The sequence below is a fragment of the Sphingopyxis sp. J-6 genome, assembly GCF_046603995.1.
Lineage (GTDB): Bacteria > Pseudomonadota > Alphaproteobacteria > Sphingomonadales > Sphingomonadaceae > Sphingopyxis.
On sequence record NZ_CP145810.1, the window covers coordinates 1,650,633 to 1,666,788 of the forward strand.

Below are 16,156 nucleotides of genomic sequence, written 5' to 3' on the forward strand. Positions count from 1 at the left end.
GGCGGTTACTGGCGCGCCATATAGGCAAGGATCGCCTCTGCCGCGCGTTCGGATGAGGGGCGGCCGTTGAGATCGAAGCTGTAGCGGAACATGTCCTCCTGTCGTTCGTGCATCGCTGCCGACAGGCGCGGCACCTCGGCCAGCGCGGCGGCGAGTTCGTCCATCGTTTCGACCACGGTACCCGCGCGCCAGTGCGCGAAATCGGGGTTTCCCTGCCACGCGATGCGGCGCGGATTGAGGAAGATGCAGGGTCGCGGCCGGCGGATGAATTCGTAAACCTGGCTGCTCGCGTCGCCGATGTAGACATCGGCGGCGTCGGTATAGGTCATGTCGAGGCTGGCGGCGCTGCCGGTGTCGATCAGCAGATGGTCATGTTCATAATGGTCGGGACGCGGGCCATAGTTCCAGCCCAGCGCAAAGGGCGACAGCGAGGCGGTCAGCCGTTTCTTGAACAGCATGATATGCGGCGCAAAAATAAGGTTATAGCGATCATCCTTGGCAAACCAGTCGAGGATTTGCGGGCCCATGGCATACCAGGATGAAAGCGCAGGCGAGGGGTGCGGATTATAGACCACCGTCGGCCGTTCCTTCGGGAACAGGCGTGGGCCGGCGGAGCGCGGCGGCAGGTCGAATTTCGGATAGCCGACGATCGCGTGGCCGTCCTCCTTGAGCAGTTCGGCCTGCGCGAGCCGGTCGCGGATCTTCTCGCCCGACAGCAGGACAAGATCGAACTTGCCGCTCGCCTTGTCGAAGCCGATCGCGCGGTCGCCTGCTCCGTGGCGCGTGTGGACGAGGCGCAGCGACTTGAGCCCAAACAGCGATTTGAGCAGCAGCGACGTCTTTTCTGGAACGACGAGCGCGTCGAGCGCACGAAAGCGGTCGAGATTGCGATGGAGGATCGAGACGATGTCGGCCGGAATCGCGCGCCCGGTCGCCCGGTTCGCCGCGCTGGCGAGCGCCGACGGTGGGCGGAGGCGGATGATGTCGGGAATGGCATTTCTGACCGCCTGCGCTGCGGCGAGGCGGCGGACTTCGACCTCGCAACCCTCGGACACGAGGATGCTGACCTCGGCCTCCGGATTCTGCCGCTGCAGCTCGAACGCGACGGGCAGGGCGTGCGCGACCTGATGGCCGCCATGGTGGTTGAAAAGGAAACCGATGCGCACCGGATCAGCCTTTCCGCCAGTCGAGGATCGGCCAGCCGCGTTCGGCGGCAACGGCGCGCAGCTTCGGCGACGGATTGACCGCGCACGGCTCGTCGCACAGTTCGAAAACCGGCAGGTCGGAGACGTGATCGGACCAGAAGCGGATATGTGCCGCGTCGCGAGCGATCCCGACGCTCGCCATAAAGGCCTCGAGCCGCTGGCGCTTCTCGGCGCCGTAGCAATTGGCGCCGTCGATCGCGGGGACGAGGCAGCCATCCTGCCAGCTCGACGCGCTCGCGATGACGTCGGCGATGCCGAGCCGGCGCGCGAGGGCAGCAGTGTAGAAATGCGGCGCCGCGGTCGCGAGGACGACGCGGCGTCCGGCCTGGCGCTCGGCCTCGATCAGCGCCAGCCCTTCGCCATAGAGACCGCGCTCGACCAGATGGCGGGCAAAGCGGTCGGCGATCCGCGCCGCGTCGCGCTCGGGCAGGGCGCTGCCGAGCGCGATCCAGTGCATCGCCTGCTTCATTGTCCGGCGCGGGACGAGCTTCAGCGCATAGAGGAGCGCGACGGGGAACAGCAACGGTACGAGTAGCAGGCGCCAGGGCGCGCGCGTCCGCGCGGCGAAGAAGAGGAACGGTGTATAGGTCGGCAGGATCGACAGCGTCCGGTCGAGGTCGAACACCGACAGCAACGCGCGTTGCGGCAGCGGCGCCTGCGCGACGACGCGCTTCCTTTGTACCTGTGCCACGACCCGCTCCTTTTCTGCGGCGGCGACAGTGGCAGCGGCACCTTCCGCGCCGATGGAAGAAAGATTTGATTTTCGACATGTTCGAACTGGCGCGCCGGAAGAGATGGCGGCGCCCGCGTTCCGGCGGTATCGGTCGGAAGATGCATATATTGGTGATCGAGGATGACGCGCGCGTCGCCGAGCATATCGGCAAGGGGCTGAAGGCGGCCGGGCATCTCGTCGACGTCGAGGGCGACGGGCGGGCGGGGCTGCTGCGCGCGGCGGCCGAGACCTATGACCTGATCGTTGTCGACCGCATGCTGCCGCATGTCGATGGACTGACGATCGTCCAGACGATCCGTGCCACGGGCGATACGACGCCGGTGCTGATCCTGAGCGCCCTCGCCGAAGTTGACGAGCGCGTCGCGGGCCTGCGCGCCGGCGGCGACGATTATCTGACCAAGCCCTTCGCCATGTCCGAACTGCTCGCGCGGATCGACGTGCTGAGCCGTCGCGGCCCTGCGATCGTAGCGGAAACAAAGCTGGTCATCGGCGACCTCGAGATCGACCTGCTCGGGCAAGCCGTGCGGCGCGGCGGCAAGCCGGTCGATTTGACCTCGCGCGAATTTCGCATCCTCGCCTATCTGGCGCGCAACGAGGGGCGCGTCGTCACCCGCTCGATGCTGCTCGAACATGTGTGGGATTATCATTTCGACCCGCAGACGAACATCATCGACCAGCACGTCAGCCGCTTGCGGCAAAAGGTCGACCGGGGCTTCGAGCGGCCGCTGATCTATACGGTGCGCGGCACCGGCTACATCATGCGGGCCGCGCCATGACCGCGCCGCGCCGCGGCCGTGTCTGGCGCAGCCTGACCTTGCGGCTGGGGCTGATCTACGTCGCGCTGTTCCTGACGTCGATTGCGGTGCTCTTTGGCGCTGTCTACTGGGTCGGAATATATCGCCCTTTTCTTCAGGAAGCGCGGAAAGTCCGGATCGAAGCTGGCGACTTCGCCGCAATTGATCGCGGGGGTGGCCGTGACGCGCTGGTTCGCGCACTTATCCTGCGTCGTGATACGGGTCCGCGACGGGCGCTCGACGCGTTGATTGACGCCGATGGCAAGACGGTGATGGCCAATCTGCCTAGCTGGCCCCGCGAAGAGATCGGTGATTGGGCTTTGCTCGACGCCGATCTTTCGGTTCATGGCCAAGAGGAGGATTATACCGCACTGGCCGTCGAGAAGCGGCTCGACGATGGCGCGCGGCTGATTATCGGGCGCGATGTCGAAGATATCGACGACCGTGACGAACTCTTCTCCTTAGGTTCGGCGTGGCTGATTGTTCTTGCCGCTCTGCTGGCGATAGGGGGCAGCCTCGCGATGAGCGCCGCGGTCGGGCGGCGCATCGACATGGTGACGCGTACCGCGCGGCGCGTAATGGCGGGCAGCCTGACCGAACGCATCCCGCTGCGCGGCACCGGCGACGATTTCGACGAATTGTCCGAAACGCTCAACCTGATGCTCGGGCGGATCGAGGAATCGGTGGAGTCGGTGCGCCGCGTGTCGGACAATGTCGCGCACGAATTGCGGACGCCGCTCGCGCGTCTCCATGCCGATCTCGATGAGCTGCGCATGGCGAATAGCGACGACGAAAGGCAGCGGCTGGCGGGGCAGGCGCTGACCGAAGCCGGGCGGCTGCAGGCGATTTTCGATGCCTTGCTGCGCATCGCGCGGATCGAGAGCGGGCGGCATCTCGCCGGGGTGAAACCCGTCGACCTGACGACGCTGCTGACCGACGCGGTCGAATTTCACTTGCCCGATGCAGAAGAGCGCGGCCAGCGGATCGAAAGCAATATCGCGCCCGGGCTGGCGATGGCGGCCGACCGCAACCTCCTGTTCCAGGCGGTGTCGAACCTGCTCGACAATGCGAGCAAATATGGCGCCGCCGGCGGGACGATCAGGGTACGAGCCGAGAAGCGCGACGGCATGGTGCGGATCGAGATCGGCGACACCGGCCCCGGCATCGCGCCCGAATATCGCGAGCGGGTGAAAGAGCGCTTTTTCCGGGTGCCCGACACGGCTGCGCAGCCAGGAACCGGTCTGGGCCTCGCCCTCGTCGCGGCGATCGTCGCGCTGCACAAGGGCAGGATGGAGATCGACGACGCGGGGCCGGGGACGAAGGTGGTTCTGACTTTCTGACTGCTTTGGGGTGGGAAGCGGACAAAGCGCCGGCTGCGGGTTAGCAGTTCACGTTAGTGGGGATGCGCATTTCATCGAGCATCTTCTTCACCGCCGGAAAATCAAAGCGCCACTCTTCGTCGGATTCAAGCGACTTCAGAGCAGGGGAAAACTCGATTCCCATGCAGCAGTAACAGACTGCCAGCTCACCAAGCTGCCGTCCTCGCGCATCATAGTAGCGGAAGAAATGGTGGGGGATAAAGCAACCCGCTACCGCGTTGTTCTCAAGCTCATTCGGCGTCATCCGATAAAGGTGCACGGACTTGTCCAAGATAGCGCGTTGTGTTGCACTCAGCAGGACGCCTTCTGGATTGGACATGTTTTTTCCGGTTCTCTCAAACTCGTCGTATGAGATATCCTTCACGAACACCCGGACGTGCGTGGCCTCAGGCCATGGTTTAACGTCAATCATTACGCCCTGAGACTCTTCGGGATGGCTTTGGAGAGCGGCCGTTCCAATCACGGCGGAAAGCGTGATGCCGATAGCTACCGTGAGAGCTGCAAAGACGGCATATAAGGGGTTGGCGCGTTTCACGTTTTCCTCCCGTCTCGTATCTCCCTAAGCAAATCCGGCAATGCCCGCAATCGGTCGCTACCCGACCTCCCTATTTCCCCTCCACCAGTTCCTTCAGCAAAAACCCGTGCAGCATCGCGGCACGCACCGCGTCCTCGGCATGGTCGGCGCCGACCGAATGGCCGCCTTCGGTATATTCGTGGTAATAGACGGGATTGCCATATTCCATCAGTTGCGCGGCGAACTTGCGGGCATGGCCGGGGTGGACGCGGTCGTCCTTGGTCGAGAGATAGAGGAAGATCGGCGGGTATTTCACGCCCTTGCGGATATTCTGGTACGGCGAATATTTGGAGATGAAGGCCCAGTCCGCGGCGTCGTCCGGGTCGCCATATTCGTCCATCCACGATGCGCCGGCGAGCAGCTTGTTGAAGCGGCGCATGTCCTTGAGGGGCGATCCCGATATGACAGCGCCATACAGGTCGGGACGCTGTTCCATGGCAGCGCCGACGAGGACGCCGCCGTTCGAGCGGCCCGAGATCGCGATCTTGCCCTTCGTGCTCACCCCGGTCGCGACGAGATCCTCGGCGACGGCGTGCAAGTCGTCGAAGCTGTTCTGGCGCTTCTCATACAACGCGGCCTGATGCCACAGCGGGCCATATTCGCCGCCGCCCCGGATATTGGCGAGGACATAGGCATTACCGTCCTCGACCCAGAACAGCCCGAGCGGGCCGGCGCGATAGGGCTGGCCGGTCAGGTAACCGGGGGTTTGTGCGGCCTTGAAACCGCCATAGGCATGGATCAGCGCCGGGACGGGCGCACCTTCGCTGCCCTTTTTGCGGACGAGGAAATAGGGGATTTTGGTGCCGTCCTTCGAGGTCGCAAAGCGCTTTTCGACCGTCATACCGGCAGCGTCGAACTGGGCGGGCAGGCTCTGGATCGTTTGCGGCGCGCCGGTTTCGCCGACGGCGTAGAGTGTCGGCGGCTGGAGCATCGTCTCGGCGGTGGCGAGGACGAGGTTGCGTTTGCCGACGGTGCCTGTGATCTGCACCGTCGCATTGGCGGCGAGCGGCACTTCCTTCTGGCTCCAGCGGCCATAGGGCTGGTCGCGGCGCAGCGCGAACAATTTGCCCTCGACGTCGTCGAGCGCTTTCACCCACAGCACGTCATCGCCCGCCGCGACATCCTCGATTGCCTGCGATGCGGTCGGCTGCATCACGGGGATGAAAGGCACCTGGTCGCCGCGCGACATCTCGTCGAGCGGCAGCGCGAGGAGCGAGCCCGCCGGATAGTCGAATTCCTTGTCGTTGAGGAAGATGATCGCCTGCCCGTCGATCACCGCGCGCAGCTCCGCGGTTTCGGGGATGATCGTGTCGATATATTCGCCGCCCTCATAGGGCTTGGGGATATAAAATTCGGTCGTGTAGAAGCTTTTCGCGCGGCTGATGATCGGCCAGCGCTTGTCGCCGTCCATCTCCGCGCCCACGGTCATCCCGACATCGGCGGCCTCGCCTTCGACCACCGTTTGCGCCGCGGAAACCGGCGTGCCGCGCTTCCAGCGCTTGACCATCCGCGGATAGCCCGAGGTGGTCATGCTGCCTTCGCCGAAATCGGTCGCGACGAGCAGGTTGTCGGCATCTTCCCAGGTGACGCTGCTCTTGGCGAGCGGCAGGCTGAAGCCGTCCTTGACGAACTTGCCCGTCGTGCGATCCCATTCGCGGACGATATCGGCGTCGGTGCCGCCGGGGCTCAGCGAGACGAGGCAGCGCGTGTAGGCGGGAGCGAGGCAGTCGGCGCCGTGCCAGACCCAGCTTTGTTTCTCGACCTTGCCGAGCGCATCGACATCGATCAGCGTCTGCCATACCGGCTTGCCGGCGAGATACGCGTCGAGCGGGCTTTGCCGCCACAGCCCGCGCGGGTTGGCGGCATCGCGCCAGAAATTGGTGATCATGTCGCCCATCATCTCGCCGGGCATCGCGATCTGGCGGTCGTCGTCGAGAATGGCGCGAGCGCGCTGACGGTCGGCCTCGAAGCCCGGGCGCGACCGGATCGCCTTGTCGGTCGCCTCATTCTGCTTGCGCACCCAGTCGAGCGGCTTCTTGCCCTCGATATCCTCAAGCCAGCGATAGGGATCGGCGGGCTCGGGCGCGGCGACCTTCGGCGCCTCTTCCTCGTCGTCCTGCGCTGCGGCGATTGCCGAAAACGAACAGCAAAGGGCCAGCCCGGCAAGCGCGGCGCGGATCATCGTCATCTCCCTGTTACCGGCATCCGCCGACCTGTCCCCGCGTGCTAGCACCGCGACGCGGGGGAAGGGAAGGGCTGCGCGATCCGGACCTTACTGGTCGATGATGATCGTGCCCGGATGGTGCTTGTCGAGGTGGCGCTTGATGATCTTGAGGTTGCGCGTGTTCGAACGGAACAGGAAGTCGAAGGCGTCGCCGACGAGCGGGATCGCGCCCAGCGCCGTATCGATGCCGAGATTGCCCGCCATGCGCCAGATCTGCCATTTGGACATGCCGAGGTTGCGCGCTTCCCAGATCAGATAGGCGCCCATGATCGCCGTGATCACATCGCCGACGACGGGGACAAGACCGACGATCGCGTCGAGCCCGACCGGGCGGTTGATGCCGGGGATGACGAAGCTGCGTTCGAGCAGCAGTTCCAGCGTCTCGACGCGCTTGCGGAGCGCCGCCGGATCGTTGCGGTTCTGGATCAGGGCATCGAAGATCGCGTCGGGATTGGGGGGCGAAGGGGCCATCCGGGTCCTTTCAGGAAGCGCACGAAACTGTGCGCCATGCATTTAGTTGGGTTTCGCGATCAGATGATTCAATGGGTGCTGTGCGCGGCCGTTGGCGCGGAGGCCCGTCAGCCGCTGCGACGCGACCGACCAGCGGAGCGGCGTCGCAAGCGGAATGAACGGCGTATAGCGGGCAAGGACGGCCTCGGCCTCGCCGACCTGCTGCGCGCGCTGGCCGAAATCGATGTTCGCGGTCGCCTGATCGATCAGGTCCTGCGCCTCGCGGTTGCACAGCGTGTCGCGGCGGCACGACAGGCGGCGGAGGCCCCACAGCGCATCGTCGTTGGGCATCACTTCGTCGATCAGCTTGAGATCGGCGGCGGCATCGAGACCGACGCGGCGGCTTTCGATCCCCAGCCGCGCAAAATCGGCGGCGATATAGGCAAAGAGGATTCGTCCGCCGGGCGAATCGGGAAGCGCGATGCGCAGCGGCGCAATTTCGCGTCCCGCACCGCGCCACGCATCGACGACCCGCTTCGCCTGAATGAGGCGCGAGGCGTCGTCATAGTCGTTCCAGCCGGGGACGAGCGGCGCCGGCCCGCCATCGCGGGCATAGAGCGCGGGGCGCAACGTCACCTGCGGTTGCCATTCGGCGAGGCCGAACGCTTCCACCAGCCGGTCGCGCCGGATCGCCCGCGACAGCGCTTCGCGGTTGACGTCGGTGGTCAGGAAGCCGTCCGCGTGGAGAAAGGTCAGGCCGAAAAGCCCGGGCACGGGGTCGACGACGAGGCGCGAGCGCCCGATGTTCGAGGCGACGAAATAGGGGAGGGTCGAAAAGCGGCCACCGACGACGCCGTCGGCATAGCCGTTTTTGAACCGCGCCAGCGCGCCCTCGGGCGAGGTGCCGACGAGTTCGATCGACGCGGCGGGATCGTTGGCGGCAGCTTCCGCTTCCTCCGGATCCTCGGCGAGCGGGTCGGGGACGGGCGAAAGCAGGACCGCGCGGCCGATCCGGTGCGGCCGCATCGGACCCCAGCCCTTGCCCTTGCTGACGATCGCCATCGACGGTTGGGCCAGCAGTTCGAGCATCGCCGGCTGGGGCACCTTCAGCCGGATTTCGATGACCGTGTCGGTCATCGCCCGGATCGTCTCGATCTCCGGGAAATCGTCCTTGAGCATGTGGCGGCTGCGCGCCGCGAGATAGGAACGCAGGATGGCCGCGACCTCTTCGGCGGCCACCTTGCGGCCGTCGGCCCATTTGGCTTCGCGGAGGCGGAAGATATAGCTGCGCCCGTCGCCGGTGACCGTCCAGCGATCGGCAAGACCGGTATCGATCTGCCCTTCGCCGTCATAGCTGACGAGGCCCTGCGATGTCGCATCGAGCAGCGCGGCATTGCCGGCGGACAATTCGCCGTTGACCGGATTGGCGGCCGCGCTCAGCGGCCCGATCGCGGCGATTTTCACCGGGCCGCGATCGCCGAAAAGGCCGCAACTGGTCAGCGTGAGAGCGAACAGGGTCGCGGCAGCGGTCAGGCGGCCGCGACGTCGTGCGATCATTGCTGCGGTGGGGTGACTGTCTCTTTCCGGCGGCATCGGCGCCATCATAATGATAAGCGGCAAAACCGGAAGGGACATCGCGGCCGCTCAAGGAATATCGTCCACCGCGACGTCTAACGGTCGAACCGTCGTTCGCTTTTTCGCCAGCAAAGGATCGCCGATGAAGACCTATCACGGAAGCTGCCACTGCGGCCGCGTCGCCTTCGAGGCCGACATGGATTTCGAAGGCAGCAGCAAATGCAATTGCACCTATTGCTGGAAACAGCGCAACTGGAACGTCGCGACGATGAAGCCGGACCAGTTTCGCCTGCTGAAGGGCGAGGAAGATCTGGGCGACTATGCGCGGAGCGGCGAAGGGTTCGAAACGCATCATCGCTTTTGCCGCCATTGCGGGACCGCAACGCACGGCCATGGCCGCATCGACGCGATGGGCGGCGATTATGTCGGGGTGCGCATTGCGGCGCTCGACGACCTGCCGGTCGAGGAGTTGCTCGCGGCGCCGGTGACCTATTGCGACGGGCTCCACGACAATTGGTGGAACCCGCCCGCCGAAATCCGGCATCTTTAATCCGGCACCTTTGATCCGCGCTATTGCGGGGCAAGCGGACGCGTGATTTCGGCATCGCCATAGGCCGCGGCGAGCTTGTCTCCCTTGGCATAGTCGATCAGCAGGCGGAAATAGCCCGGCGTATAGCGGGTCGACACGCGCGATCCGTCGTCTTTGGCCTCGAACTCGGTCATGCCATGTTCGGCCTTGGGAAAGACGGCGAGGGTGATCGGCTGGCCGTCGGCGATCAGCGTCTTGATGCGCCGGGCGGTTTCGCCGGCCGGGGCGTCGATGTCCATGCCGCCGATCGCCCAGAGCTGCGGTACGTTGACCGCGCGAAGCGTCGGCATCGGGTCGTAATGGAGCGGCGTTCCGAAGCGATAGGCTTGCCCCTTGGTCCGAATTTCCTCGGCGGTCATGCCGAGGATGATATGGGTGAAATTGCCGTAGACATCCTTGTACCACGGCTCGTTCCGGTAGCGGTCCCGGACGGCGTCGAGCTCCTCGATCCCCTCGCGCATGCCGCTGGCGAAAATGCGCGTCGTCGCGGCGCCGATTTCCTGCGCTTTCGCGATCACGTCGGGACCATAACCCTTCAGCCCCATCTGGAAGGCGATCGCCTCGCGATCCTCGTCGGCGACCGATACCGCCAGCCCGAAGCTGACGATCAGGAAATCGACATTCGTGCGCGTCGCCGCGAGCGGCGCGATCCAGCCGCCCTGGCTCGGGCCCTGAAAGCCGAAGCGTGTGCCGCGGGTGCCCGCCATGCGCCGCGCCTCGGCGAGCGCCGCGACGGCATCGTCGGCGAGCGTCGAAAAGACCTGCGTATATTTGTCGCCCGACGCTCCGGTGCCGCGCTTGTCGTAAACGAACGCGCCGACTCCGGCGGCGGGCAGCATCCGCTGCAGCGGATTCGTGTCGCGCGCGGAGGTGAATTCGGCGCCGTGAAGCAGGACGACGATCGGCACCGGGCCTTCGCCCGGCGGCAGGATAAGCCGCCCGACGAGGCGGGTATCGTGGCTGGTGAAGCTGGTTTCGCGCGTCTGGAGCGCAATGCGCTGCGCATCCTGTTCACCGAACGCCATGCGGTTCGCCGCGCAATCGAAGCGCACCTGGAACCCATCGGGCCGGCCGGTCCAGCCGGCGGTGCTCGTCCAGCGGTCGCCGTCGCGCTTCAACTCGCCGCTGCTGCCGTCGATGTTGCGCCAGCGCAGCGCATCTTCGTTCGCCGCTGCGATATCGACGATGCCGCCGTCCGCCAGCCGATACACGCCCGCGCCGCATTCGGCTTCGCCCGCTACAGCCGGGGTTGCGATCACCGAAGCCGGGAGCAGAAAGGCGCAAAGCCATTTGCCCGCAATCGTGCGGCGGGGACGTCCGGAACTTTCGAAAATCGGCATGGCGTTCCTTGCCTGAGAGATGCGGAGGGTAAGGCGAAGAAGATGTGATTCTGCATCCTAGCGACAAAGCTGGTACGGCCAAGGCCGAAGGCAATGCTTTTGTCCGCAACATTCTGGAAAGGCAGGACTATGACGGAATCCGTCCGCTCGGTGGCGATGGACGTCGACCTTTCGGCGCTCCGTCACAACCTCGCCGTTGTGCGCGAACTTTCGCAAGATCGCGAAGTGATCGCCTCGATCAAGGCCAATGCCTATGGCTTCGGCGCCGTGGGTGTGAGCCGGGCGCTGGTCGATGCCGGGGTGCGCAAGCTGTGGACCGGCAATGTCGACGAAGCGATTGCGCTGCGCGATGCCGGGATCGATGCGGAAATCCTGCTTTTCGGCGGCATCGAGCCGCAGCAGGTCGCCGACGTGCTGCGCCATGACTTCCAGCCGACGATCTTCGACGAGGTCGGGCTGGACATGCTGGCGGCGGCCGGAACAGCGGCGGGGCGCCGGGTACCGGTGTGGGTCAAGATCGACGCGGGGCTCGGACGCTTCGGGGTCGCGCTCGGCGAGGCCGCAGACTTCGTCGAGCAGGTCGCGCGGCGGGACGGCATCGACCTGCGCGGCGTCTATTCGCATCTTCCCTTCGGTTCGGCCGATGGCGCGAACTGGGCGAGCGAACGGAGCGCGCGGTTCAATGCCGTGATCGACGACCTCGGCGCGCGCGGCGTCGCGATTCCGATGACACAGCTCTGGGGCAGTTCGGGCGTCCTCGCGGGCCTTCCCGATGCATCGAGCGCCGTTTGCGTCGGCCATGCGCTCTTCGGGCTCAGCCCGCTGGAGGCAGGAGTAGGCGTGCATTCCGAACTCCGGCCGCTGATCCGGTCGCTGTCGGCGCCGATCCTGCAGGTCGGCGGCTCGGGGGCCGAAGGCGGCGGCTATGGCGCGGGCGGCAACGGCTTGGCCGCGACGCTCGGTATCGGGCTCGCCGACGGCATCGCGAAGGCGAAGCATGGCCAAGCCGAGGTGATCATCGGCGGACGCCGCGTTCCGGTCCGGGGCTTCACGCTGGAATATCTGATGGTCGACGCCAGCGATGTCGCGTCGGCCGAACCGTTCGATGCCGCGCTGATCATCGGCACGGCGGGTGACGCCAGTGTCACGCTCGACGACTGGGCCAAATGGACCGGCGTTTCGCCGCTCGAAGTGATGATGGCGCTCTCCGACCGAATGCCGGTTCGCTACGTCGACGCGCTGGAAGGCTAGGAGGCCGCGATTTCGCGCCTGACTGGTGCGGACGGCGGGACTGGAATCCGGGCCAAGGCAACCAGATTTTCATTTGTTGCTGCTTTAGCTGCGTCCGACTGGCTGGTGGTCGCGACTGCGAGCACCGCCATTCTCCGGATGGGGCAGGGAAGCAGAAATCACATGATTGCGAGGATCGAGGGGGTAGCGACAAAAATCGAGGCCTTCTTTTCGTCGAACGCCAATGTCTATTCGCCTGCCTATCTTGCGGGTGCCCTTGTGATTGCATCCTTGTTGTGGGTCGCAAGGCCGAAATCCGAGGGTTTGTTCACCTTCCTGTTCCCCGTGCACGCCTATCGTCACGCCTCGACCAAAGTCGATGCCAAGCTTCTGATCTTCAACATGTTGTTCCTCGGCCTGGGTTTCCTGCCGACGATCGCCTTGGCGCCCATCTTCGCTTATGGCCTGAGCGGGCTGTTTCCAGGTCCGGTTCACGAAACCGGGCTGCTATTGGGTGCGGTGGTCGCGGTGCTGCTGATCGCGGGCGAGGATTTTGGCCGCTACCTGTGTCACTATGCGCACCATAAGAGCGAGATCTTCTGGCCTTTTCACGCGGTCCATCATTCGGCGGAAACGCTGACTCCGCTGACCTATATGCGCGCGCATCCGGTTTATTATCTCGTGCAGCAGGTGCTCATGGCCGCACTCATCGGCGGCGTACAGGCGTTGGCGATTGTCGTCCTTGTCGGGAAGATTGAAGCGTGGGTGTATCTGGCCGGTTCATTGGTCTCGACCGCCTATTTTATCGCCGGCGCGCATCTTCGGCACAGCCACATCTGGCTCAGCTATGGGCCGCTGGTCGAACATGTCCTGATTTCGCCGGCGCAGCACCAGGTTCACCACTCCACCGCGCCGCAGCATCGTGACAGGAATTTTGGCGAGATTTTCGCGCTTTGGGATTGGGCATTCGGCACGCTGTACGTGACACGCGGGCGCGAGGAGTTGAATTTCGGCCTGTCGGATGAAGCCGGAACGCTGCTTGCGCAGCCCCATACGTCGTTACGCCTTGCGCTGCTGAAGCCATTTTGGGAATCGGGGAGTGTCCTATGTCGACGTCTGTCGCTGCTTCGCTTGCGATCGGCGAACGAACCTGTCCGGCCGATGATCGGGAACGACTGACCGAACTCGACGCGATGCGCGGTTGCGCGGCGCTGCTCGTTCTGGGTTATCATATCTGGACCGAGTTCGGCGTTATGCCGATTTTCGGGCGGGCGTATCTCGCGGTTGATTTCTTCTTCATGCTGTCGGGTTTCGTGATGGCGCGGACCTACGAGGCGCGGCTGCAGGACGGCCGGATCGGCGCACGGCTATTCCTTGCGGCGCGCTATCGACGGCTGTGGGCACCGATCGCCGCCGGTACGGTCGTCGGATGGCTGTTTCTCGTGCTCAGCGGCAATGCGCCGTCGATGCTCGCCGTTGTGGCGGGACTGACGATGATGCCCTTTCTCGGGCTTGAAAAACCCTATTTGCTGAACCGGCCGGCCTGGTCGATCTTTTTCGAACTCGCAGCGAACGCCGTCCATGCCGTGCTGCTGAGCAGGATCGGCGTTCGCGCCCTGCTCGCGATCGCGCTGATTTCCGCCATCGTGCTCGGTCTTTACTGCATGGATTTCGGCGCGATCACGGTCGGATTTCGATCAGTCGACTTCTGGGCCGGAATGCCGCGCGTTCTGATGGCCTATTGCCTGGGTGTCGCGCTGTGGCGCTTGCGGCTGTCTTCGCGGTTTCCTCCGGGGGCCGCGACCCTGCTTCTGGTCGCCGTGCTGTTATTCGTGCCGCGCGGATTGGGATGGGATATGGCCTTTGTGCTGCTGTTATGTCCGGTTCTGATCCTTGTCGGGGCGCAGCCCTTCGGGGGCCGCCCGGCGGCATTGCTCGGGGCGCTGTCCTTTCCGCTCTATGCTGTGCATTTTCCGGTGCTCCAGATGGCGATGCTCTATGGGTTCGGGCCCTTGGCAGCGGCGGGCGGGGCGATCGCGCTTGCACTGCTCGTCGGCGTCGTCGTCGACCGGCGGTTGATCCAGTCGGTGCAATCTGCACGATAAAGCCTTGATCTGGTGCGGACGGCGGGACTTGAACCCGCATGACACTAGGCCGGCAGATTTTAAGTCTGCTGCGTCTACCGATTTCGCCACGTCCGCATACCATCGCCCGTCAAGCGGATGGCCGTGAAGAGGTCAAGCGGTGTTTGGCGCTTCACCGCGCCGCTTCTGTCGGTTAGACACCGGCGCCATGGAAACAGTCCTCAGCATTTCCGGTCTCGGAAAGACATATAAGAGCGGCCATCAGGCGCTCGCGGGCGTCGATCTCGATATCGCGAAGGGAGAGATTTTCGCGCTGCTCGGCCCGAACGGGGCAGGCAAGACGACGCTGATCAGCATCGTTTGCGGGATCGTCACGCCCAGCGCCGGAACGGTGACCGTCGCCGGGCATGACCATGCCCGCGATTATCGCGCCGCGCGGACGATGATCGGGCTGGTGCCGCAGGAACTGCACACCGACGCGTTCGAGACGGTGATGGCGACGGTGACTTTCTCGCGCGGGCTGTTCGGCAAGCCGCGCGATCCCGCTTTCATCGAGCAGTTGCTGCGCGACCTGTCGCTGTGGGACAAGCGCGGGTCGAAGATCATGGAATTGTCGGGCGGGATGAAGCGCCGCGTGATGATTGCCAAGGCGCTCAGCCACGAGCCCGAAATCCTGTTCCTCGACGAGCCGACCGCCGGCGTCGACGTCGAACTGCGCCGCGACATGTGGAATATGGTCCGCGGGCTGCGCGAGCGCGGCGTCACGATCATCCTGACCACCCATTATATCGAGGAGGCCGAGGAAATGGCCGACCGCGTCGGGGTGATCAGCAAGGGGCGGCTGATCCTCGTCGAAGAGAAGAATGCGCTGATCAAGAAGCTTGGCCGCAAGACGCTGACGCTCAACCTCGCCGAGCCGCTGGATGCGGTTCCCGCCGACCTGGCGCAGTGGAACCTCGCGCTCGCGGGGGAGGGGCATGAGCTCGTCTATGAATTCGACAGCCAGGCCGAGGCGACGGGGGTTCCCTCGCTGCTGCGGCGGATGAGCGACCTTGGCATCCAGTTCAAGGACCTCAATACGAAGCAAAGCTCGCTCGAGGATATTTTCGTCGGGCTGGTGCACGAGACCAAAGCGGAGCAAGCGGCATGATTTCCAATTTTCGCGGCATCCGCGCGATCTATCAGTTCGAAATGGCGCGTTTCGGCCGGACCTTCTGGACCAGCCTGATGCTGCCGGTGATCACCACCGCGCTCTATTTCGTCGTCTTCGGCTCGGCGATCGGCAGCCGGATGACCGAGGTCAGCAATGTCCCCTATGGCGCGTTCATCGTGCCGGGCCTCATGATGCTCACGATGTTCACCGAAAGCATCAGCAACGCCAGCTTCGGGATCTATATGCCGAAATGGACCGGGACGATCTATGAGATGCTGTCGGCGCCGATGTCGCCGCTCGAATTGCTGGTCGCCTATGTCGGCGCCGCGGCGACGAAATCGGTGATCATCGGCGCGATCATCTTCGCGACCGCGCATCTCTTCGTCGATGTCCAGATCGCGCACCCGCTGCTGATGGCGGCGTTCATGGTCCTGATGGCGGTTACCTTCTGCCTGTTCGGCTTCATCATCGGCATCTGGGCGCAGAGCTTCGAGCAGCTTCAGGTGATCCCGATGCTCGTCATCTACCCGCTGACCTTTTTGGGCGGCGCTTTCTATTCGCTCGACATGCTGCCGGCGGCGTGGCGGACGATCACGCTGTTCAATCCGGTGGTCTATCTGATCAGCGGGTTTCGCTGGACCTTCTTCGGGCAGGGCGACGTCGGGATCGGCGTCAGCATGGGCGCGGTTTCGCTGTTCCTCGCGCTGTGCCTCGCGGTGATCTTCTGGATGTTCCGGACGGGATACCGGCTGAAGAACTGAGTTTTTCAATTGCCGTCATTGCGAGCGCAGCGAAGCAATCTCCAGTTCGACAGCTGGAGATTGCT

15 protein-coding genes and 1 tRNA gene are annotated in these 16,156 nt (G+C 64.4%); 8 read left to right on the forward strand and 8 right to left on the reverse strand.

Annotated elements, in window-relative coordinates; genetic code table 11:
• Positions 1-5: 5 nt before the first annotated feature.
• Positions 6-1,166 carry a hypothetical protein gene (locus V6U71_RS07865; RefSeq protein WP_411341729.1) on the reverse strand — a complete coding sequence of 387 codons (1,161 nt, stop codon included), beginning with the start codon at positions 1,164-1,166 and terminating at the stop codon, positions 6-8.
• A gap of 4 nt (positions 1,167-1,170) precedes the next feature.
• Positions 1,171-1,896 (reverse strand): HAD family hydrolase, encoded by a 726-nt coding sequence (locus V6U71_RS07870; RefSeq protein WP_411341730.1) that lies wholly within the window; start codon positions 1,894-1,896, stop codon positions 1,171-1,173.
• Positions 1,897-2,036: 140 nt separating this feature from the next.
• Here V6U71_RS07870 and V6U71_RS07875 point away from each other — a divergent pair, with 140 nt between their 5' ends.
• Both V6U71_RS07875 and V6U71_RS07880 read left to right on the forward strand, forming a co-directional pair.
• Complete coding sequence (locus V6U71_RS07875) at positions 2,037-2,714, forward strand: response regulator transcription factor (RefSeq protein ID WP_411341731.1); 678 nt, start codon at positions 2,037-2,039, stop codon at positions 2,712-2,714.
• Positions 2,711-4,072, forward strand: coding sequence for a sensor histidine kinase (locus tag V6U71_RS07880; protein WP_411341732.1), 1,362 nt, complete (start codon positions 2,711-2,713; stop codon positions 4,070-4,072). Before V6U71_RS07875 ends, V6U71_RS07880 begins: the two co-directional genes overlap by 4 nt.
• Before the next feature lie 40 nt (positions 4,073-4,112).
• Here the strand turns inward: V6U71_RS07880 and V6U71_RS07885 are convergent, their stop codons facing one another.
• The 4 genes from V6U71_RS07885 to V6U71_RS07900 all read right to left on the reverse strand — a co-directional run bounded on the left by V6U71_RS07885 (position 4,113) and on the right by V6U71_RS07900 (position 8,916).
• Positions 4,113-4,646, reverse strand: a complete 534-nt coding sequence (locus V6U71_RS07885; protein WP_411341733.1) for a hypothetical protein — start codon at positions 4,644-4,646, stop codon at positions 4,113-4,115.
• A gap of 70 nt (positions 4,647-4,716) precedes the next feature.
• Positions 4,717-6,867 (reverse strand): prolyl oligopeptidase family serine peptidase, encoded by a 2,151-nt coding sequence (locus tag V6U71_RS07890; RefSeq protein WP_411341734.1) that lies wholly within the window; start codon positions 6,865-6,867, stop codon positions 4,717-4,719.
• Positions 6,868-6,957: 90 nt separating this feature from the next.
• On the reverse strand, positions 6,958-7,380 hold the full coding sequence (locus tag V6U71_RS07895) for a DUF4112 domain-containing protein (RefSeq protein WP_411341735.1): 423 nt from the start codon (positions 7,378-7,380) through the stop codon (positions 6,958-6,960).
• A gap of 42 nt (positions 7,381-7,422) precedes the next feature.
• The gene (locus V6U71_RS07900) at positions 7,423-8,916 is read right to left on the reverse strand and encodes an ABC transporter substrate-binding protein (RefSeq protein ID WP_411341736.1); all 1,494 of its coding nucleotides are present in this window, start codon (positions 8,914-8,916) and stop codon (positions 7,423-7,425) included.
• 160 nt (positions 8,917-9,076) lie between these two features.
• Here V6U71_RS07900 and V6U71_RS07905 point away from each other — a divergent pair, with 160 nt between their 5' ends.
• Positions 9,077-9,484: a GFA family protein gene (locus tag V6U71_RS07905; protein WP_411341737.1), complete on the forward strand. Its 408-nt coding sequence runs from the start codon at positions 9,077-9,079 to the stop codon at positions 9,482-9,484.
• 20 nt (positions 9,485-9,504) lie between these two features.
• Here V6U71_RS07905 and V6U71_RS07910 read toward each other — a convergent pair whose 3' ends face one another.
• Positions 9,505-10,863, reverse strand: coding sequence for an alpha/beta hydrolase family protein (locus V6U71_RS07910; protein ID WP_411341738.1), 1,359 nt, complete (start codon positions 10,861-10,863; stop codon positions 9,505-9,507).
• A 129-nt stretch (positions 10,864-10,992) separates the two neighbouring features.
• Between V6U71_RS07910 and alr the strand changes: the two genes are divergently transcribed.
• The 3 genes from alr to V6U71_RS07925 all read left to right on the forward strand — a co-directional run bounded on the left by alr (position 10,993) and on the right by V6U71_RS07925 (position 14,198).
• Positions 10,993-12,114 (forward strand): alanine racemase, encoded by a 1,122-nt coding sequence (gene alr, locus V6U71_RS07915; protein ID WP_411341739.1) that lies wholly within the window; start codon positions 10,993-10,995, stop codon positions 12,112-12,114.
• A 162-nt stretch (positions 12,115-12,276) separates the two neighbouring features.
• Complete coding sequence (locus tag V6U71_RS07920) at positions 12,277-13,272, forward strand: sterol desaturase family protein (protein WP_411341740.1); 996 nt, start codon at positions 12,277-12,279, stop codon at positions 13,270-13,272.
• Positions 13,200-14,198, forward strand: coding sequence for an acyltransferase family protein (locus tag V6U71_RS07925; RefSeq protein ID WP_411341741.1), 999 nt, complete (start codon positions 13,200-13,202; stop codon positions 14,196-14,198). The genes V6U71_RS07920 and V6U71_RS07925 overlap by 73 nt, the downstream gene beginning before the upstream one ends.
• 10 nt (positions 14,199-14,208) lie before the next feature.
• Here the strand turns inward: V6U71_RS07925 and V6U71_RS07930 are convergent.
• Positions 14,209-14,294: transfer RNA gene (locus V6U71_RS07930), tRNA-Leu, on the reverse strand.
• A 91-nt stretch (positions 14,295-14,385) separates the two neighbouring features.
• Here V6U71_RS07930 and V6U71_RS07935 point away from each other — a divergent pair.
• Positions 14,386-15,327 carry an ABC transporter ATP-binding protein gene (locus tag V6U71_RS07935; RefSeq protein WP_054587429.1) on the forward strand — a complete coding sequence of 314 codons (942 nt, stop codon included), beginning with the start codon at positions 14,386-14,388 and terminating at the stop codon, positions 15,325-15,327.
• Positions 15,324-16,091 (forward strand): ABC transporter permease, encoded by a 768-nt coding sequence (locus V6U71_RS07940; RefSeq protein WP_054587430.1) that lies wholly within the window; start codon positions 15,324-15,326, stop codon positions 16,089-16,091. The genes V6U71_RS07935 and V6U71_RS07940 overlap by 4 nt, the downstream gene beginning before the upstream one ends.
• The last annotated feature ends 65 nt before the right edge of the window (positions 16,092-16,156 follow it).